This window comes from Aeromicrobium marinum DSM 15272, from assembly GCF_000160775.2.
In the GTDB taxonomy this organism is placed as follows: domain Bacteria; phylum Actinomycetota; class Actinomycetes; order Propionibacteriales; family Nocardioidaceae; genus Aeromicrobium; species Aeromicrobium marinum.
In genome coordinates this window covers 347103-364406 of the sequence record NZ_CM001024.1, presented here as the reverse complement: position 1 = coordinate 364406, position 17304 = coordinate 347103, and the positions used below count along the sequence as shown (strand labels likewise).

The following is a 17304-nucleotide window of genomic DNA, read 5'->3' as shown; positions in this document are numbered from 1 at the left end:
CCGTCAGGCGCGCTTCTTGAGCTTGCGCCGCTCCCGCTCCGACAGGCCGCCCCAGATGCCGAATCGTTCGTCGTGCTCGAGCGCGTAGTCGAGGCACTCCGTGCGGACGTCACACGTGAGGCACACCCGCTTGGCCTCGCGGGTCGATCCGCCCTTCTCGGGGAAGAACGCTTCCGGGTCGGTCTGGGCGCACAGCCCACGCTCCTGCCACATGAGCTCTTCGGTCTCGTCGAGCGGCAGTTCCAGATCGAATGACATAGGTGTGATTACAGTCGGTCCGGCTGCCATACGTCAAGCCGTCTGGCAAGATTCATCGATCCACCGGCGTGTCGCGGCGGCATCCGGGGCACCCGTCATGATGGGTCCATGCATCTCGTCCTCATCGCCGGCGCCGCCGGAGCCGACCTGGCCACCAACCTGCGCGCCGCTCTGGGGGACGGCGGCCGGATGACGGTCGTCGCCCCGACGACCCGTGACGCCTGGGTGGCGGGCCTCAAGAGGTGTCCGGACCTCGACGCGCACCTGCGGGTCGACGGTCCCGGGTCCCACGGGGTCGCCGACGCACTGGAGGGTCTCGGTTTCGCCGCCGGGTGGCAGCGCGCCGACGACTCCGAGATGGCCCTGCGCATCGTCCGCACCGAGCTGCTGCACGCGGGCTTCAGCCTCACCGAGGCGACCCGCGCCCTCGCGGCACGGTCCGGCGCGACGGTCGACCTGCTCCCGCTCAGCGACGACCGGGGCGAGTGGCACCGCGTCGTCGACGGCCCTGACGGACGCCGGGCGGTGCACGTCGACGAGCACGGTGACGCTCAGGGCGAGGAGCCGTGGGTGCTGGTCCACGACACGTGGACCGTCTCGCCCGCCGTCCTGGCCGCGGTCGACGAGGCCGATGCCGTGCTCGTCCACGGACCGGCGTCGGCCCGGGGCCACCTGCTCGACCACGCGGTGTCGGCGGTCGTCGGCGAACGACCCGGACTCGCCCCCGTGGCCACCGGTGACCACCCGCCGACCGACATCCTGCGAGCCGTGGGAGCGCTGTCATGAGCGGGGTCGGCCGCGGGACCCTGGCCGGCCTGCTCGACCGGGTGGCCGACCGGTCCGCGCCGTTCGTCACCCACTACGACGAGAGCACCGGTGAACGGACCGAGCTGAGTGCGACCACGGCAGCCAACTGGGTCGCCAAGACGGCCAACTTCCTCGTGGACGAGCTCGACGCGGCCCCCGGGACCCGGCTGCGTCTCGGGCTGCCCACGCACTGGCAACGGGTCGTGTGGCTGCTGTCGGCATGGGAGGTCGGAGCGGCGGTCACCGACGGCCCCGCCGACATCGGCGTCAGCGGCCCCGAGCTGCGGGCCGACGAGCCGGTGCGACTCGCCGCCTCGCTGCTGCCGTTCGGGGCGCGCTTCCCCGACCCTCCTGCCGGCTTCGTGGACCTCGGCGCGGAGCTGCCCGGTCAGGGTGACCACTTCCTCGCGCTCGACCCGCCGACACCCGACGAGGTCGCCCTCGACCTGGGAGGCACCACGCTGACCCATCGCCAGCTGCTGACCACCACGGTGCCCGACCCCCGCCGGTTGGTCGTGACACCGGGGGACGTCGGACGCGACGCGCGCCTGGTGACGGCCGCGGCGACCGGTGGCGGATCGCTCGTGCTGGTGACGGCCGCCGACCCCGACCGCCGGGCGGCGATCGCCGTTCAGGAGCAGGCCACCTGACCGACGCCGGCTGTTCGACCCGGAGCCCTAGGGTCCGGCGTTGTGACCGTCGACGAGCGCTGGGCCACGATCGCGGGGTCCGCGGATCCCCGGCCCCTCACCCGGGTCGGCGCCCGTCCGGCGCTGCCCGCCTACCTGCGGCAGGTGTGGCAGCGGCGCCGGTTCGTCTCGTCACTGGCGCGGTTCCGGATCCGCGCCGAGAACGACCAGAACCGCCTCGGCATGGGCTGGGTGATCCTCAAGCCCCTGCTGAACGCGGCGGTGTACGGCACGGTGTTCGGCATCCTGATGGCGAGCGGCCGCCCGGACCACTTCATCGAGTTCCTGGTCATCGGCGTGTTCTGGTTCGAGTTCTTCGCCTCGTCGGTGACGACGGGCGCGAAGTCGATCACGACCAACGCCGCACTCGTGCAGAGCCTGGCGTTCCCCCGGATGGTCCTGCCGCTGGCGGTGGTCACCCAGCGGTTCCTGCAGTTCCTGCCGATGCTGGCCATCAGTCTGGTCATGGTGGTCGCGTTCGGACACCCACCGACCTGGCAGTGGGTGCTGCTCGTGCCGCTCGCCCTGCTGTTCGCGGGCTTCAACACCGGCCTGGCGCTGGCCGCGGCACGACTGACCGTCCACGTGCGCGACCTCAACCAGCTGCTGCCGTTCCTCACCCGGCTGGTGTTCTACACGACGGGGATCTTCTACAGCATCGAGCAGCGGTTCGCCGACGACCCGACCGTCCTGGCCGTGGCGGACCTGGTGCCGGTCCACGAGGTGCTCAGCCTGGCCCGCGGGATCCTGCTCAGCGGTCCCGACCACGTGGTCCGGCCCGAGTACTGGCTGTACGCCAGCGGCTGGACCGCCGTGGTGCTGACGGCAGGCGTGGTGTTCTTCTGGGCGGCCGAGGAGCGGTATGGCCGGGTCGACTGAGCGACGGCCGACGGTGGTCGTCGACGACGTGCACGTGACCTACCGGGTGCACGCCACCGGCAAGGCCGCGGCCGGCGTCGACACCCGGGGTGGTCTGCTCCGCCGGGCCCGGTCGACGCGCACCGTGCACGCGCTGCGCGGGGTCAGCTTCACCGCCCACGAGAACGACAGCGTGGGGATCATCGGTCCCAACGGATCGGGCAAGTCGACGCTGATGCGCACCCTGGTCGGGCTGACGCCGACCAGCGCCGGGGCGGTCCACGCGGCCAGCCGGCCGAACCTCCTCGGCGTGGGTGCCGCCCTGATCCGCGACCTGTCGGGCGCCAACAACGTGGTCCTCGGGTGCCTGGCGATGGGCCTGGACCGCGACGAGATCGATGCCCGGTTCGACGAGATCGTCGACTTCGCCGGCCTGCGGGAGTTCATCGACCTGCCGATGCGCACCTACTCCTCCGGCATGACCGCCCGCCTGAAGTTCGCGATCGCCACCGCCCGCGCGCACGACATCCTCATCGTCGACGAGGCGCTCGCGGTCGGCGACCGGCAGTTCCGGGCCCGCAGCGAGGAACGCATCCGGGAGATCCGCGACAACGCCGGGACGGTCTTCCTCGTCAGCCACTCGATGGGCTCCATCCGCGACACCTGCAACCGGGTGGTGTGGATCGATCGCGGCAGGGTCGTCATGGACGGGCCCACCGATGACGTCGTCGACGCCTACGAGGCCGGTCGGGCCTGACCCCCGCGGGAGCGGTCAGCAGACCGCCGCGAGGTCGTCGCTCTGGTTGACCCGGTCCTGGATCGCGAAGGGGTCGGGGGTCGGCGACGCCTCGACGGACGGCCGGCCGGCCGGTGGCGTCACCGTGACGTCCGGCACCGGGACGAATCCTTCGATCGCGGCGGCGACGGTGTCCGCGATCTCCTCGAAGTCGGGGTCGGTCACGTCGACGAGCGGCGGCACGAGGGACACCGTCGTGATCGGATTGTCCCGCGACCTCAGCACCAGGTCCGCGAACCGGCCCAGCTCCGACGCCGGCAGGTCCGTCGTGAGCAGCTCCTTGCTGGAGTCGCCGATGGCCGTGGCGTTGAGCAGCACCGTCTGCGGGTCGAGCTGCTCGACCATCGCCGCGATGAGGCACTTCTGCCGGGCCATCCGGGTGAAGTCGTCGGACTGCACCCTGCTGCGGGCGAACCACAGCGCGTCCTCGCCGTCGAGCACCTGCCGGCCGGCCGGGATGAACCGGGTCCGGTCGAGGTTCGTGGCCCCGAACTTCGCGATCGGTGCCGCGACGTCGACCTCGACGCCGCCGACGGCGTCGACCAGGGAGCTGAAGCCCTCCATGTTGAGCACGACGTGGTAGCTGATGCCGAGCCCCGTGACGCCCTCCACCGCCTCGACCATCGCCGTGAGTCCGGGCTCGGGATCGCCGGGGTAGAGGTCGGGGCGGTCCTCCCCCAGGGTGTACACGGCGTTCAGGAGACACTCCTCGCCGCAGTCGTAGCCCCGCGGGAACACCTCGGCCAGGGGCGAGTCGTCGGGGAAGGGCACCCGCTGCAGGTTGCGGGGCAGGCCGACCAGGACGATCCGCCCGGTGTCGGCGTCGATGCTCACGACGGTGAGCGAGTCAGGACGTAGGCCGGCGCGGTCGGCACCGGAGTCGGCGCCCAGCAGCAGGATGTTGAAACGACCCTGCAAGGGGTCGGAGGTGGCCTCGGCGACGAAGACCGAGGTCACGACGTCCCGTTGGACGGTCATCACCTGCACCGTGGCCGCCGTGGCTCCGACGACCAGCATCGAGACCGTCACGTAGACGACCCCCACGACGCCCGCCCGCCACCATCGGAGCCGGCGCGGCGAGGCCAGCCGCCAGGCGTCCACGAACAGCGCCAGCCAGGCCACCGCCAGCACGACCACCACGACGCGCAGCACGAGCACCAGGTCGGCGTCGGCCGCCCAGCCCAGCACACGGGCCCGGTCGGCGCGGTAGGTCCACACCGCCCACACGGCCGTGACCAGCAGCCCGGCCCACGCGGTGAGGGCGACCCGGCCGAGGGTGCGGGACCCGAGCAGGACCTGGGCCGAGCCGGGGGCGACGACCGTGAGGAGCGCGACCGACAGGGCGCGCCGGAATCGCACGGACGCCGGGTCGCGGGCGGTGTCTCCGTACCCACGCCCCAGGACGCTGGCACGGTGCTGCATGGCGGTCCTCGGTCAGCAGGTCTCGGCGAGATTCTCCGACTGATTGTCCAACGTCGGATCGGCCGCCTGCTGCTCGGGTGTGTCGAAGCTGGGGAGGTCCAGGCGGGCGGTCTGCAGGGCCGGCGGCGCCTCGACTCCCTCGGCGACGGCGATCGCCTCGTCGACGAGGCGGCGAACGGTCGGGTAGTCGGGGTTGCCGGTGTACACGAGCGGGGGGACGAGCGAGACCGTCGACATCGGCTCCTGGCGGGCCTTGAGGGCCAGGTCCATGAAGGTGTTCAGCTCGCCGGCCGGGATGTCGGTGTGCAGCAGCGCCTCGCTGGACGCGGCGATCTCCTCCACGTTCAGCAGGACCTTGCTGGGACTCAGCTGCTGCAGCATCGCGTTCATGACGCACTTCTGGCGACCCATGCGCGAGAAGTCGCTGTTCTGCACCCGGCTGCGCGAGTACCAGAGCGCCTCGTCGCCGTCGAGCTCGCGGGTGCCGGCCTCGATCCACCCGGTGATCGGTGAGCCGATGCCGCCGATGGCCGTCCGCTCCTTGACGTCCACGGTCACGCCGCCGACGGCGTCGATCAGCTGCGCGAAACCCTGCATGTTGACCATCGCGTGGTAGTTGATCGTCAGGCCCGTGACGGCCTCCACGGCCTCGACGGTGGCGTCCATGCCCGGGTCGTCCGATCCCGGGAACAGGTCGGCGTGGTCGGTCGCCCAGGTGTGGACGGAGTTCAGGTAGCAGTCGTCGCAGGTGAAGCCGTCGGGGAACTCCTCGTGCATGACGCTGCCTTCAGGGAACGGGACGTCCTCGAGGTTGCGGGGCAGGCCGACCAGCACCGTGCGACCGGTGTCGGCGTCGATGCTGGCCACGGTGAGGGAGTCCGGCCGCATGCCCTCGCGGTCGCTGCCGGAGTCGCCGCCGAGCAGCAGGACGTTGTAGCGTCCCTCGGTCGCGTCGGAGGACTCCGTGGCCGCGAACACCGTGCCGATGAAGGCGTTCTGGACGCTCACGAGGTGCGCCGCGAACAGCATCACGGCCGCCGTCGCGAAGCACAGCGCGCCGTTGATGCCGGTCATCCAGAGCCGGTGGGGCCGCGGCAGCTGCAGGGGCGTGCCGAGCCGCCAGGCGTCGAGCAGCAGCAGGACCCAGCCGACGGCGCCCAGGATCAGGTACCAGCGCACCAGCGTGAGGACGTTCCCGTTGGTCAGCAGCCCGAACAGTCCGGTGCGCGACACCATCGCGAGGGCCAGCACGAGGACGAGCGCCGCGATCGTGGCGAGCCACACCCGGACCGCGATGCGGCCCACCTGCCGGTTGCCGAGGACGAGCTGGGCCGAACCGGGCATGACCATCGTCATGACCGTCAGCGTCAGGGCACGACGGAACTGGATCCGCGCGGTCGCGGACGCCGCGGCCGAACCACGGCTCGAGCGATCGTCAGGCATGGCAACCTCAACGTGGGGAAGGAGCTGGAGCCCGACCAGTATGAGCACAAACCCTCGACCTGAGGTTGAGGGCGCGCCGGGGTCGGTGACGTATTTCCCGGAACTCCCGTGGCGCTCGGGTACGGTCGGACCATGCCCGAGCCGCACCCCGATGACCGGTACGCGTGGTTGTACGACGACGGTCGTCCGGCTCGGGGCACACCGTCCGGCGACCCGTCACGACGACAGCCCGACCTGCCCCCGCCGAACCTGCCGCCCCCGGGTGGCCGGCCGGCTGCGGGTCCGCCGTCGCCCCCGCGGCGCCGGCGCCCGGTCGGCAGGATCGTGGGCCTCGTGCTCGGCGCCTGGCTGATCTTCCTGGTCGCCGTCCCCGTGTGGGCCTGGTCGCAGATCGAGCGGGTCGATGCCGAGCCCGACGGTGACCGCCCGGCGGAGCAGCCGGGCCGCACGTACCTGCTGGTCGGCACCGACAGTCGCGCAGGTCTGACCGAGGCCGAGCAGGTCGAGCTCGCGACCGGGCCCGACGAGGGCGGCAACGGACGCACCGACACGATCATGCTGATGCACGTCGGCTCCGGTCCCACCGTCCTGCTGTCGATCCCCCGGGACTCCCTGGTCGACATCCCCGGCTACGACCGGACGAAGATCAACGCGGCGTACGCCTTCGGCGGTCCCGAGCTGCTGGTGCAGACCGTCGAGCTCAACACCGGCATCCGGGTCGACGACTACGTCGAGATCGGGTTCGGAGGCCTGGTCAAGGTCGTCGACTCCCTCGGCGGCGTCGAGATCTGCCCCGAGACCGCGATCGACGACCCGTTGGCCGGCATCTCGCTGCAGGCCGGCTGCCAGGAGGCCGACGGTGCCACCGCCCTCGGGTACTCGCGGTCACGCAAGACCTTCGCCACGCAGGACATCCAGCGGGTGCAGAGCCAGCGCGAGGTCATCGGATCGATCGCCGGCGAGGCCAAGAGCCCGTGGACGGTCCTCAACCCGGTGCGGTACGTGCAGGTCGCCCGGGCGGGCACCGGCTCCCTGGCCATCGGCGACAACGTCGGGCCGATCAGTCTGGCCCGCTTCGCCTGGTCGCTGTCGTCGGCGATGGGCGGCGGCGGCCTCAACTGCACCGTGCCGCTGCGCGACTTCGCCGTCAACTGGGACCCCGAACGCGCTCCGGCCCTGTTCGACCTGATCGCCAGCGACCGCAGCGCCGACATCGGGGCGCTGTGCACTCCCGACGGACTCCCCGCCGCCTGACCCCCGCCCCGGGCGGTGGATTCGGGACCGAATCCCCGGCGCGGTGAGCATGCGACCGAATGGCGCCGTATTCGGTCCGTGGGGCACCGCCGGGGCCTATCGGTCGCGAATCCACCGCCCCTAGGGGGAGGTGAGGTGGTGGGCCACGTGGGGTGCCATGAGCGTCAGGGCGCGGCCCCGGTGACTGATCCGGTCCTTCTCGACCGGGTCCAGCTCGGCGGTCGACACCTCGTAGCCGTCCGCCGCGAACAGCGGGTCGTAGCCGAACCCGCCCTCACCCTGTTCCGCCCGCAGGACCCGCCCGGGCATCTCGCCGTGCTCGACGACCTCGACGCCGCCGGGCAGGCACAGCGCCACCGCGCACACGAACCGGGCGCCCCGACGCTCGTCGGGCACGTCGGACAGCTGGCTCAGCAGCAACGCGTTGTTGGCGGCGTCACCACCGTCGGCCTTGGGCACGCCCGACCACCGGGCCGAGAGGACCCCCGGCATCGCGTTGAGCGCGTCGACGCACAGACCCGAGTCGTCGGCCAGCGACGGCAGACCGGTCACCTGCAGACAGGCGCGCGCCTTGAGCAGGGCGTTGCCGGCGAAGGTCGGTTCGGTCTCAGCCGGCTCGTCGTAGGACTCCACGTCCGCGAGGCCCAGCACCTCGACCCCCGGGACGAGCGGCGCCAGGATGCGGCGCAGCTCAGTCAGCTTCTTGGCGTTGTTGGACGCCAGCACGACCTGCGTCACCCGGCCGCTCCGATCATGCCGACAGGGCCTCGGTCTGCAGCCGGGTGAGGTCGGCGCACCCGCCGGCCGCCAGCTCGAGCAGCGCGTCGAGCTCCGCCTTGTCGAACGGCTGCCCCTCGGCCGTGCCCTGGACCTCCACGAACGCACCGCTGCCCGTCATCACCACGTTCATGTCGGTGTGGGCCCTGACGTCCTCGACGTACGGAAGGTCCAGCATCGGCACCCCGTCGACGATGCCGACGCTGATGGCGGCCACCGACTCCACGAGCGGTTCGCCCGCGGTGGCGCCCAGGCCCTTCAGGTGCGCGACCGCGTCCGCCAGCGCGATGTACGCACCGGTGATGGCCGCCGTCCGGGTACCCCCGTCGGCCTGCAGCACGTCGCAGTCGATCGTGATGGTGTTCTCGCCGAGCGCCTTGTCGTCGATCGTCGCCCGCAGGGACCGGCCGACGAGCCGGGAGATCTCGTGGGTGCGTCCGCCGATGCGACCCTTGACCGACTCACGGGACGACCGGTCGTGGGTGGCCTGCGGCAGCATCGCGTACTCGGCGGTGACCCAGCCCAGACCCGAACCCTTGCGCCACCTCGGCACGCCTTCGGAGGCCGCAGCGGCGCACAGCACCCGGGTCTTGCCGAACTCGATCAGGCAGGACCCCTGGGCGTGGTCGAGCCACCCCCGGGTGATGCGGATGTCCCGGAGCTGGTCGACGGCTCGGCCGTCCTCGCGCGAAGTCATGCCCCGACCCTACGAGGAGACTCAGACCTCGAAGACGTCGCCCGGCCGCACGATCCGGTAGTCACCGTCCCAGGAGGACTTCACGTCCGCCTCGACCTCGGCCGCGTCGGTCCAGGCGGGGATGTGGGTGACGAGCAGCAGCCGGCTCCCCGAGCTGGCCGCGAACCGGCCCGCCTCGGCACCCGTGAGGTGCAGGTTCGGCGGGTTGTCACGCGACTCGAGGAAGGACGCCTCGCACAGGAACAGGTCGGCGTCGCGGGCCACGTCGTCGATCGCCGGGGTGGGCCCGGTGTCGCCGGAGTAGGCCACGACGTGGCCCTGCACCTCGACCCGCAGACCGAAGGCCGTGACCGGGTGGTCGACCTGCGTCGCGACGACCCGAAACGGACCGATCTCGGCCACGGGGTCCTGCTCCCACACCGAGAAGGCCAGGTTCGCGCACACCGGTTCGCCGCCGGGACCGCCGGCGACCGAGATGTACTCGGCCGCGCCCGCCGGCGCGTGGATCGGGACCCGGCCGTACGCGCCGTCGGGGTGGTACTTGCTGAGCACCGTGTAGCTGGTGAGGTCCAGGCAGTGGTCGGGGTGCAGGTGGCTGATGGCGAACCCGTCGACGTCACGGGGGTCGCAGTAGCGCTGCAGCTGGCCGAGCGAGCCGTTGCCCAGGTCGAGCACCAGGCGCCACGTGCGCCCCTCGTGCTCGGTCTCCAGCAGGTAGCAGCTCGCGGCCGAGTCGGGCCCGGGGTACGAACCCGCACAGCCGACGACGGTCAGCCTCATGCGATCACCTCCGGGGCCGGCCGGGTGAACGCCTCGACGTCGCCGACCTCCGGGCCGAGGAAGCGTCGGCCGATCTCTCCGAACTCGCCAGGGCGCCCGGTCGTCATGAAGCGGTGCCGCGGTGCGGACGCGCCGGGGCCCCGGGCGAGGTCCTCGCGTGCGAGCAGCGCGAAGACGTCCTTCGCGGTCTCCTCCGCGCTGGACACCAACGTCACCGTGTCACCCATGACGTACGACACTACGCCGGTCAGCAACGGGTAGTGGGTGCAACCCAGCACGAGGGTGTCGACACCGGCCTCCTTCAACGGGGCCAGGTACTCGCGGGCGACGGTGATCAGTTCCTCCCCGCCGGTCACACCCGCCTCGACGAACTCCACGAACCGCGGGCACGCGCGGGTGTGCAGCTCGATCGACGGGTTCGCGGCGAAGGCGTCGTCGTACGCGCGCGACGTGGCGGTGGACTGCGTGCAGATGACGCCGACCCGGCCGTTGCGGGTCGCGTTGACCGCGCGGCGTGTCGCCGGGACGATCACCTCCACCACCGGGACGGCATACCGCTCCCGGGCGTCGCGGAGCACCGCGGCGCTGGCGGAGTTGCAGGCGATCACCAACGCCTTCACCCCGTGGTCCACCAGGTGGTCGAGGCAGTCCAGCGCGTACTCGCGGACCTGGGAGATCGGCAGGGGTCCGTACGGCTGCCGGGCCGTGTCGCCCAGGTAGAGCACCGACTCGTGCGGCAGCTGGTCGAGCACGGCTCGCGCCACGGTCAGACCCCCGAACCCGGAGTCGAAGATGCCGATCGGTGCGTCGCTCACAACAACAGAGGGTAGGTGGGCGGGCGTCAGAGGGGGAGCTTGGGCTGGGGCGGGGCGTGGGTGGGATCGACGCCGTCGAACAGGCTGGAGACCGACTCCCCTGCGTGGATGCGGGCGATCGCCTCGGCGAAGAGCGGCGCCACCGAACGCACCTTGAGCTCGGGCCAGTCCGTCGGCGCGGGGACGGTGTCGGTCGTGACGACCTCGGTGATGAGGGGGTGCGACCGCAGCCGCTCCACCGCCTTGCCGGTGAACAGGCCGTGCGTGCAGGCCACGGAGGTCTCGGTGACCCCCTCGGCCTCGAGCATGGCGATCAGCTCGATGATCGACCCGCCGGTGGCGATCTCGTCGTCCAGCACGATGACCCGCTTGCCGTGCACGTCGCCGACGATGGCGTCGATCACGACCTTGTCGTCGGCCTTGCGCTGCTTGCTGCCGGCCGCGACGGGCAGGCCGAGGAGCCGGGCGAACTGCGAGGCCGTCTTGGCGTTGCCGAAGTCCGGCGAGACCACCACGGTGTCGGTCAGGTCGGTCGACCGGTAGTAGTCGGCCAGCTCGCCGATGGCCGTCAGGTGGTCCAGCGGCATGGAGAAGAACCCGTGCACCTGGGGCGCGTGCAGCGTCATGGTGACGACCCGGCTCACCCCCGCCGTCGCCATCATGTCGGCGACCAGCTTGCCGCCGATCGAGATGCGCGACGCGTCCTTCTTGTCCGACCGCGCGTACGCGTAGTGCGGCACGACGACGGTGACCGAGGACGCCGAGGCGCCCCTGGCCGCGTCGACCATCAGCAGCAGCTCCATCAGGTGGTCCTGCGTCGGCGGGACGAGGGGCTGCACGATGTAGACGTCGCGCTGGCGACAGTTGGCCAGCAGCTGCACCTGGAGGCAGTCGTTGCTGAACCGCACCGTCTCCGACGGCGACAGGGTCGTCCCGAGGTGGCTGCAGATCTGCTCGGCCAGACCACGGTGGGCGCTTCCGGAGAACACGACGATGTCGTTCACGCACCCGAGGCTAGTGGACGCGGGCCGCGCCGTGTGAGTCGTCGTCCGCCGTGTCAGCATGGGGCATGCACATCCGGAGCCTCGCCCTCACGCTCGCGGCCGCCCTGGCGCTGACCGGCTGCGTCGGTGCGGGCGGGCCGGCCGACCGCAGCTACACCGGCATCCCGCCGCAGCTGCAGCTGGAGGCCCTGGACATGACCGACGACCGCGGACCGATCGTCACGTGGTTGGAGCGCGACCGCCGGTTCGCCGTCACGGTGTGGGGCAGCCGCACGTGCCCGTTCCAGGCGGTCGAGCTCACCGACCAGGACGACCAGGTGACCATCGAGCTCGAGGCCGAGACCGGTGAGGCGTGCCTGGCCGACCTGGCGCCGTCGACGAGTGAGTTCACGCGCGACGACTCGTCCTCCGGTCCGCTCACCGTGAAGCTGGTCGGGCTCCCCACCGGCGAGATCGACCTGGAGCTCGAGTGACGCCGGGCCGTGCGCCCGCGGCCCGGTTCGCGCTGCTCGGCCTGCTGCTGGTCGCGGGGTGCGCCGGCGGCTCCGACGACCCGGCGACGAGCCCGTCGACCACCACCGCCACCGTCCCTCCCGACGCCCCCACGGGGACGCCGGTCGACGCCGCCGACGTGGTCGGCGCCTGGCGCGGCGGGGACACCGGGCTGGTCCAGTTCGTGACCGGCGGCGAGCTGATCCTCTTCGACGGCTGCAACACCGGCGAGGGTCGCTGGGAGGTCGACGGCAGTGAGGTCGTCGTCAGCGACGTCACGGCCACCGAGCGCGCCTGCCCCGACGTGGACCCCGTCCCGGTCTGGATCCTCTCGGCCGACACCGTCACCGTCGACGGCGACGCCCTGGTCGTCACCGACGACGAGACCGGCGAGTCGGGGCGCCTCGCCCGCGCGGTCAACTGACCCGCCCGGTTCAGGCCCAGAGCTGGCCGTCGAGGGCGTCCTCCGCCTCGTCGAGCGTGCCCTCGTAGGCCCCCGTCGACAGGTACTTCCAGCCGCCGTCGCAGACGATGAACACGATGTCGGCGGACTCGCCGTTCTTCACGCACTTCGCCGCCTGGGCGAGCGCCGCGTGCAGGATGGCCCCGGTCGAGATGCCCGCGAAGATCCCCTCGGACGCGATGAGCTCACGCACGCGGCGGACCGCGTCGCGCGGACCCACCGAGAACCGGGCATCGATCAACGACTCGTCGTACAGCTCGGGCACGAAGCCCTCGTCGAGGTTGCGCAGGCCGTAGACCAGCTCGCCGTACCGCGGCTCGGCGGCGACGATACGCACCTCCGGCTTGGCCTCGCGGAAGAACCGTCCGACGCCCATGAGGGTCCCCGTGGTGCCCAGACCCGCGACGAAGTGGGTCACCTCCGGCAGGTCGGCGAGCACCTCGGGTCCTGTGCCCGTGTAGTGCGCGTCGGCGTTGGCCGGGTTGCCGTACTGGTACAGCATGACCCAGTCGGGGTGCTCGGCGGCGATGCCCTTGGCGACCCGTACGGCCTCGTTGGAACCACCCGCGGCCGGGGACGCGATGATCTCCGCGCCCCACATCCGCAGCAGCTGGCGCCGCTCCTCCGAGGTGTTCTCGGGCATGACGCACACCATCCGGTAGCCGCGCAGCTTCGCGACCATGGCCATGGAGATCCCGGTGTTGCCGCTCGTCGGTTCCAGGATCGTGGCACCGGGCGTCAGCCGACCCTCCGCCTCGGCCCGTTCGATCATCGCCAGGGCGGCCCGGTCCTTGATGGACCCGGTGGGGTTCTGGTCCTCCAGCTTGGCCCACAGCCGCACCTCGGGGGACGGCGACAGGGTGGGCAGGCCGACCAGCGGGGTGTGGCCGACGGAGTCGACCAGCGAGGCGTGGCGGGTCACCGGGTCGTCAGCCGCCGGCGACGGCCGGCAGGATCACGACGGTGTCACCGTCGCCGACGGCGGTCTCGAGGTGTCCGGTGAACCGGATGTCCTCGTCGTTGACGTAGATGTTGACGAACCGGCGGACGGCGCCGTCCTCGACCAGCCGCTCCTTCAGCCCGGCGTGCTGCGACTCCAGGGTGTCGATGAGCTCGGCGACCGTGGCACCGGTGCTCTCGACCGCCCGCTCACCACCGGTGTAGGGGCGCAGGATCGTGGGGATGCGGACCTCGATGGCCATCAGGGGTTCACCTTTTCGTGGGGGACGTCGTGGTCATAACGCTCGACGATGCGGACTTCTTCCTCCGTGACCTCGCCGTCCACGATGCGGTACGACCGCACGTCCACGGGGCCGGCCTCGTGCGCACCGTCGCGGGTGCTCACCAGCACGTAGTGCGCGCCGGGCTCGGAGGCGAGGTCGATGTCGGTGCGCGACGGGTACGCCTCGGTCGCGGTGTGCGAGTGGTAGACGACCACGGGCTCCTCGTCGCGGTCGTCCATGTCGCGGTACAGCCGCAACAGGTCCCCGGAGTCGAACTCGTAGAAGGTGGGCGACATGGCGGCGTTCAGCATCGGCACGTGGCGGGTGGGCAGGTCCGAGCCGATGGCCCCCGCCACCACGCCGCAGGCCTCGTCGGGGTGGTCACGACGGGCGTGCGCGATAATCGCGTCGACGGTCGCGCGGTCGATGGTGAGCACGGTTCCGGAGTCTATCGAGGTGTCCGCCACGCGCCCGACAGCCGTCCGCGAGCCGGACGCGCTTCACCGCGAGTGGCGCAGTTCGGGTCCCGAGTGGCGCAGTCCAGCGCGACACGCCGTCTCGAAACCGCAGAACTGCGCCACTCGCGGTTCCGGGGGGGGTGGGGTGGGGGGTCAGTCCAGGGACTGGACGAGGGTCTCCTGCACGTAGCCGAGCCAGTCGTAGATCTCGCTCATCGCGATCACGGCGTCGTCGGTGGAGTGCGCAGCGAGGTGCGCATCCTCCTCGTCCTCGATGCCGAGGCGGACGGCGACAGCGAGCCGGATGTCGTTGAGCGTCCGCAGCCACGCCTGGGCCGCAGCCGGGTCCAGCTCGACCTCGACCGGCGAGGCATCGGCGGCTCCCGGGCGCGCCTCGGGGTCGAGCCCGCCGTCGACCAGCGACCCGATGACCGCCTCGGCGTTGGCGACCTTCCCGGTGGTCAGGGTCCGTTCGGTGAACCGGCGGAACTCACCGGACTCCTCGGCGTCGTCGCGGTAGGCGTCGGGGAGGAGTCGTTGCAGGACCGGGTCCTCCGGCGGGGTCGCCGGTCCCCCCATGCCGAGCTGGAGGGCCAACGGATCGGGGTCGGACTCCGGCGCGCCGTTGCGGTCCATCAGCAGCTCGACGACCTGGCGGGCGAGCGTCACCAGCAGCTGGGCCTCGGCGGCGTCGAAGGTCGCGACGAACCCTCCTCGACGGCGGCGCTTGAAGGCCTTCACGCGTCGGCCCGCTGCAGGGTGGCCCACAGGCCGTACTCGTGCATGGCCTGCACGTGCCGCTCCATCTGCTCGCGGCTGCCGGTCGAGACGACTGCCTTGCCCTCGTGGTGGACCGCCAGCATCAGCTCGGTGGCCTTCTCGTCGGTGTAGCCGAAGTAGTTGCGGAACACGTAGGAGACGTAGGACATCAGGTTGACCGGGTCGTTCCACACGATGGTGACCCAGGGCGCCTCGAGCTCGACGGCCTCGTCGACCTCGGGCTCGCGGTGCTCCACGGGGGCGGTCCTCGTCACGCCGTCCATTGTGACGCAGTCGACGCGCCCAGCCAAAGCCCCCGGTCAGAGCAGGGCGGCGCCCAGCAGCTCGACCGTCGCCACCCGTGCGGGAGCGGTGTCGGCGTCGGTGCCCCGAGGCGCCGAACCGATGGGGTTGACCATCACCTCGTCGACCTCGAACTGCTCGGCCAGACGCCGGAGCTGGTCCGCCGCGTCGTCCGGGGCACCGAGCACCGCCCGGGCCAGACCCGCCTCGACCAGCTCCTGGAGGCGCGGCGGCAGCTCGACCTCGGCCGCGTCCTCCACGAGGTCGATCGCACGGAGCGGCAGTCCGCCGAGCAACCGCGCCATCAGCTGCATCTGCGGCAGTGCGGCCGCCACGGCGTCGGCGTGGGTGGGCGCGACCGACGCGTTGACGGTGAGGAAGGTGGTCGGCGCCGCGCACCGGGCGCTCGGCACGAACTCGCGGCGGTAGGTGGCCAGCGCCTCGGCCGTGCCCTGTCCGGAGAAGTGGTGGGCGAACACGTAGGGCAGGCCCTGGGCGGCAGCCAGCCGGGCGGAGTACAAGGACGAGCCCAGCAGCCACAGGGCGGGTTCGGTCCGGGCCGCGGGCGTCGCCCGGAGCACGTACTCCTGCCGCGGGACGGGAACCCGCACCCCGTCGGCGCCCATCAGCGCCACGACGTCCTCGAGGTACTGCGGGAACCGCTGCACGTCGGTGTCGTCCCTGCCGGCCGGCCCCCGCAAGGCCATCGAGGTGACCGGGTCCGACCCGGGCGCCCGGCCGATGCCGAGGTCGATGCGGCCGGGGTGCATCGCCTCCAGCAGCGCGAACTGCTCCGCCACCGCCAGCGGCGCGTGGTTGGGCAGCATCACTCCCCCCGAACCGACCCGGATCGACGACGTGCGGGACGCCAGATGGGCGATGATCACCGGCGGGCTGGTGGCGGCGACGGCCGGCATGTTGTGGTGCTCGGCGATCCAGTACCGGGTGTACCCGGCTCGGTCCGCCGCCTGGGCGACGGCGGTCGACGCCGCGAGCGCGTCGCCGGTGCTCTGGTCGGAGCGGAGGGGCACGAGGTCCAGGACGGAGAGCTTCACCCCCGGGTCAACGCCACGCGGGTCGCGGCTCTTCCCGGCTCCCGCCTAGGCGACCCGCTCGTCGTCGAGGTCGGGCATCGTCGACGGGAAGGTGCCGAGCCGCTCCACCAGGTAGCCGTTGGGGTACGACCGCACCCGCGCGAGATCCCGTGCGTAGGTGGGGGTCAGCCGCGGCGGGAGGCGGCGGACGAACGCCGCCCGCAGGCGCAGGGCCCGCCGCGAGGCCGAGACCGCCCAGCCGGGCGGCCGCTCGTACCCGAACGCGTCGAGCAGCGGCTGGTCCATGAGGCTGCGGCTGAACAGCTCGACGGCACCGCGCAGCGGCCTGGGGTAGAACGACACGAGCAGCTCGAGCGTCGAGTCGGCCACGGCGCGGCTCTTGGGGTCATAGACGAAGTGCTCGGCCTCGTAGGCGTCGAGCAGGTCGGAGAACCCCACGTAGTCCTCCGGCAGGTCCTTGATGCCCATGAGGGCACCCAGTCGGGCGTAGTAGCGGGTGGTGGCGTCGATCTCGGTCGCCGTGAGCGGTCGGTAGCCGTGGTCGGCGATCCACCGCACCGGCATCACCACGAACGTGGCGAGCACGTAGCGCATGTCGTCGTTGCTGATGTCGTAGCTGCCGTGCATCTGGTTCATGCGGCGGATCGCCGCCCGACCGTCCGCCGACTCGGTGCCGTGGTCGAGCACCGACTCGAGCACCAGGACGGTGTCGTCGTGCCGCTTCTGGGTGTCGGTCGTGAACTGGCCGGTGTCGTACAGCAGCCGGCCGATCGACGGCACCGCGTAGGTGCGGAACAGGGCGAAGCTCAGGGCCTGCTGGAGGTCCCAGGGGAACTCGTGCAGGGCCAGGATCTGGGCGATCCGGCCGTGGTCGGTGGCGGGGTCGAGCCGGTCGACCTCGCGCTGCCAGTGGTCGCGTCGACGGGACCGCCACGATGAAATGCGAATCAT

The 17304-nt window shown here is 71.7% G+C and carries 22 protein-coding genes; 7 read left to right on the top strand and 15 right to left on the bottom strand.

Features of this window, described 5'->3' with window-relative positions; translation table 11 throughout:
- Nucleotides 1-3 precede the first annotated feature (3 nt).
- Nucleotides 4-258: a WhiB family transcriptional regulator gene (locus tag HMPREF0063_RS01975; RefSeq protein WP_007076967.1), complete on the bottom strand. Its 255-nt coding sequence runs from the start codon at nucleotides 256-258 to the stop codon at nucleotides 4-6.
- A 108-nt stretch (nucleotides 259-366) separates the two neighbouring features.
- Here HMPREF0063_RS01975 and HMPREF0063_RS01970 point away from each other — a divergent pair, with 108 nt between their 5' ends.
- Genes HMPREF0063_RS01970 through HMPREF0063_RS01955 form a run of 4 tightly spaced genes read left to right on the top strand, consistent with a single transcriptional unit; the run spans nucleotide 367 to nucleotide 3369 of the window.
- On the top strand, nucleotides 367-1044 hold the full coding sequence (locus HMPREF0063_RS01970; RefSeq protein ID WP_040320030.1) for a 2-phospho-L-lactate transferase CofD family protein: 678 nt from the start codon (nucleotides 367-369) through the stop codon (nucleotides 1042-1044).
- Entirely contained in the window at nucleotides 1041-1715 is a 675-nt protein-coding gene (locus tag HMPREF0063_RS01965; protein ID WP_007076966.1) for a TIGR03089 family protein, read from the top strand. The genes HMPREF0063_RS01970 and HMPREF0063_RS01965 overlap by 4 nt, the downstream gene beginning before the upstream one ends.
- A gap of 42 nt (nucleotides 1716-1757) precedes the next feature.
- A complete protein-coding gene (locus HMPREF0063_RS01960) occupies nucleotides 1758-2633 on the top strand; it encodes an ABC transporter permease (RefSeq protein WP_007076965.1) in 876 nt (291 codons plus the stop codon).
- Nucleotides 2617-3369, top strand: coding sequence for an ABC transporter ATP-binding protein (locus HMPREF0063_RS01955; RefSeq protein ID WP_007076964.1), 753 nt, complete (start codon nucleotides 2617-2619; stop codon nucleotides 3367-3369). The genes HMPREF0063_RS01960 and HMPREF0063_RS01955 overlap by 17 nt, the downstream gene beginning before the upstream one ends.
- 15 nt (nucleotides 3370-3384) lie before the next feature.
- Here HMPREF0063_RS01955 and HMPREF0063_RS01950 read toward each other — a convergent pair whose 3' ends face one another.
- Both HMPREF0063_RS01950 and HMPREF0063_RS01945 read right to left on the bottom strand, forming a co-directional pair.
- Nucleotides 3385-4830, bottom strand: a complete 1446-nt coding sequence (locus tag HMPREF0063_RS01950) for an LCP family protein (RefSeq protein ID WP_007076963.1) — start codon at nucleotides 4828-4830, stop codon at nucleotides 3385-3387.
- A gap of 12 nt (nucleotides 4831-4842) precedes the next feature.
- On the bottom strand, nucleotides 4843-6273 hold the full coding sequence (locus HMPREF0063_RS01945; RefSeq protein ID WP_156794010.1) for an LCP family protein: 1431 nt from the start codon (nucleotides 6271-6273) through the stop codon (nucleotides 4843-4845).
- A gap of 132 nt (nucleotides 6274-6405) precedes the next feature.
- Between HMPREF0063_RS01945 and HMPREF0063_RS01940 the strand changes: the two genes are divergently transcribed.
- On the top strand, nucleotides 6406-7527 hold the full coding sequence (locus tag HMPREF0063_RS01940; RefSeq protein ID WP_156794009.1) for an LCP family protein: 1122 nt from the start codon (nucleotides 6406-6408) through the stop codon (nucleotides 7525-7527).
- A gap of 120 nt (nucleotides 7528-7647) precedes the next feature.
- Here HMPREF0063_RS01940 and HMPREF0063_RS01935 read toward each other — a convergent pair whose 3' ends face one another.
- From HMPREF0063_RS01935 to HMPREF0063_RS01915, 5 genes are read right to left on the bottom strand one after another with little or no spacing between them, the layout of a single operon-like run.
- Nucleotides 7648-8265: a non-canonical purine NTP pyrophosphatase gene (locus HMPREF0063_RS01935; protein WP_007076960.1), complete on the bottom strand. Its 618-nt coding sequence runs from the start codon at nucleotides 8263-8265 to the stop codon at nucleotides 7648-7650.
- Nucleotides 8266-8278: 13 nt separating this feature from the next.
- Nucleotides 8279-9001 carry a ribonuclease PH gene (rph, locus tag HMPREF0063_RS01930; protein WP_007076959.1) on the bottom strand — a complete coding sequence of 241 codons (723 nt, stop codon included), beginning with the start codon at nucleotides 8999-9001 and terminating at the stop codon, nucleotides 8279-8281.
- A gap of 21 nt (nucleotides 9002-9022) precedes the next feature.
- Nucleotides 9023-9781, bottom strand: a complete 759-nt coding sequence (locus tag HMPREF0063_RS01925; RefSeq protein ID WP_007076958.1) for an MBL fold metallo-hydrolase — start codon at nucleotides 9779-9781, stop codon at nucleotides 9023-9025.
- A complete protein-coding gene (gene murI / locus HMPREF0063_RS01920) occupies nucleotides 9778-10596 on the bottom strand; it encodes a glutamate racemase (protein ID WP_007076957.1) in 819 nt (272 codons plus the stop codon). The genes HMPREF0063_RS01925 and murI overlap by 4 nt, the downstream gene beginning before the upstream one ends.
- A 26-nt stretch (nucleotides 10597-10622) precedes the next feature.
- On the bottom strand, nucleotides 10623-11600 hold the full coding sequence (locus tag HMPREF0063_RS01915) for a ribose-phosphate diphosphokinase (RefSeq protein ID WP_040320029.1): 978 nt from the start codon (nucleotides 11598-11600) through the stop codon (nucleotides 10623-10625).
- 65 nt (nucleotides 11601-11665) lie between these two features.
- Here HMPREF0063_RS01915 and HMPREF0063_RS01910 point away from each other — a divergent pair, with 65 nt between their 5' ends.
- Both HMPREF0063_RS01910 and HMPREF0063_RS01905 read left to right on the top strand, forming a co-directional pair.
- Nucleotides 11666-12073, top strand: a complete 408-nt coding sequence (locus HMPREF0063_RS01910; RefSeq protein WP_007076955.1) for a hypothetical protein — start codon at nucleotides 11666-11668, stop codon at nucleotides 12071-12073.
- A complete protein-coding gene (locus HMPREF0063_RS01905) occupies nucleotides 12070-12516 on the top strand; it encodes an META domain-containing protein (protein ID WP_007076954.1) in 447 nt (148 codons plus the stop codon). The genes HMPREF0063_RS01910 and HMPREF0063_RS01905 overlap by 4 nt, the downstream gene beginning before the upstream one ends.
- Nucleotides 12517-12526: 10 nt before the next feature.
- Here the strand turns inward: HMPREF0063_RS01905 and HMPREF0063_RS01900 are convergent, their stop codons facing one another.
- The 7 genes from HMPREF0063_RS01900 to HMPREF0063_RS01870 form a co-directional block, all read right to left on the bottom strand.
- Entirely contained in the window at nucleotides 12527-13477 is a 951-nt protein-coding gene (locus HMPREF0063_RS01900; protein WP_007076953.1) for a PLP-dependent cysteine synthase family protein, read from the bottom strand.
- Between the two features lie 7 nt (nucleotides 13478-13484).
- On the bottom strand, nucleotides 13485-13757 hold the full coding sequence (locus HMPREF0063_RS01895; protein WP_007076952.1) for a MoaD/ThiS family protein: 273 nt from the start codon (nucleotides 13755-13757) through the stop codon (nucleotides 13485-13487).
- Nucleotides 13757-14215, bottom strand: coding sequence for a M67 family metallopeptidase (locus tag HMPREF0063_RS01890; protein WP_040320028.1), 459 nt, complete (start codon nucleotides 14213-14215; stop codon nucleotides 13757-13759). Before HMPREF0063_RS01890 ends, HMPREF0063_RS01895 begins: the two co-directional genes overlap by 1 nt.
- A gap of 174 nt (nucleotides 14216-14389) precedes the next feature.
- Nucleotides 14390-14977 (bottom strand): DUF2017 domain-containing protein, encoded by a 588-nt coding sequence (locus tag HMPREF0063_RS01885; RefSeq protein WP_007076950.1) that lies wholly within the window; start codon nucleotides 14975-14977, stop codon nucleotides 14390-14392.
- On the bottom strand, nucleotides 14974-15279 hold the full coding sequence (gene clpS, locus HMPREF0063_RS01880) for an ATP-dependent Clp protease adapter ClpS (RefSeq protein ID WP_007076949.1): 306 nt from the start codon (nucleotides 15277-15279) through the stop codon (nucleotides 14974-14976). Before clpS ends, HMPREF0063_RS01885 begins: the two co-directional genes overlap by 4 nt.
- 36 nt (nucleotides 15280-15315) lie before the next feature.
- Nucleotides 15316-16353: an LLM class flavin-dependent oxidoreductase gene (locus HMPREF0063_RS01875; RefSeq protein ID WP_007076948.1), complete on the bottom strand. Its 1038-nt coding sequence runs from the start codon at nucleotides 16351-16353 to the stop codon at nucleotides 15316-15318.
- A 45-nt stretch (nucleotides 16354-16398) separates the two neighbouring features.
- Nucleotides 16399-17304 carry an oxygenase MpaB family protein gene (locus HMPREF0063_RS01870; protein ID WP_007076947.1) on the bottom strand — a complete coding sequence of 302 codons (906 nt, stop codon included), beginning with the start codon at nucleotides 17302-17304 and terminating at the stop codon, nucleotides 16399-16401.

What these genes read in the sequence shown, in the direction of transcription:
- HMPREF0063_RS01975 (WP_007076967.1), bottom strand. Translation starts at nt 258, where the DNA reads ATGTCATTCGATCTGGAACTGCCGCTCGACGAGACCGAAGAGCTCATG.
- HMPREF0063_RS01970 (WP_040320030.1), top strand. Translation starts at nt 367, where the DNA reads ATGCATCTCGTCCTCATCGCCGGCGCCGCCGGAGCCGACCTGGCCACC.
- HMPREF0063_RS01965 (WP_007076966.1), top strand. Translation starts at nt 1,041, where the DNA reads ATGAGCGGGGTCGGCCGCGGGACCCTGGCCGGCCTGCTCGACCGGGTG.
- HMPREF0063_RS01955 (WP_007076964.1), top strand. Translation starts at nt 2,617, where the DNA reads ATGGCCGGGTCGACTGAGCGACGGCCGACGGTGGTCGTCGACGACGTG.
- HMPREF0063_RS01950 (WP_007076963.1), bottom strand. Translation starts at nt 4,830, where the DNA reads ATGCAGCACCGTGCCAGCGTCCTGGGGCGTGGGTACGGAGACACCGCC.
- HMPREF0063_RS01945 (WP_156794010.1), bottom strand. Translation starts at nt 6,273, where the DNA reads ATGCCTGACGATCGCTCGAGCCGTGGTTCGGCCGCGGCGTCCGCGACC.
- HMPREF0063_RS01940 (WP_156794009.1), top strand. Translation starts at nt 6,406, where the DNA reads ATGCCCGAGCCGCACCCCGATGACCGGTACGCGTGGTTGTACGACGAC.
- rph (WP_007076959.1), bottom strand. Translation starts at nt 9,001, where the DNA reads ATGACTTCGCGCGAGGACGGCCGAGCCGTCGACCAGCTCCGGGACATC.
- HMPREF0063_RS01925 (WP_007076958.1), bottom strand. Translation starts at nt 9,781, where the DNA reads ATGAGGCTGACCGTCGTCGGCTGTGCGGGTTCGTACCCCGGGCCCGAC.
- HMPREF0063_RS01910 (WP_007076955.1), top strand. Translation starts at nt 11,666, where the DNA reads ATGCACATCCGGAGCCTCGCCCTCACGCTCGCGGCCGCCCTGGCGCTG.
- HMPREF0063_RS01895 (WP_007076952.1), bottom strand. Translation starts at nt 13,757, where the DNA reads ATGGCCATCGAGGTCCGCATCCCCACGATCCTGCGCCCCTACACCGGT.
- clpS (WP_007076949.1), bottom strand. Translation starts at nt 15,279, where the DNA reads ATGGACGGCGTGACGAGGACCGCCCCCGTGGAGCACCGCGAGCCCGAG.
- HMPREF0063_RS01870 (WP_007076947.1), bottom strand. Translation starts at nt 17,304, where the DNA reads ATGATTCGCATTTCATCGTGGCGGTCCCGTCGACGCGACCACTGGCAG.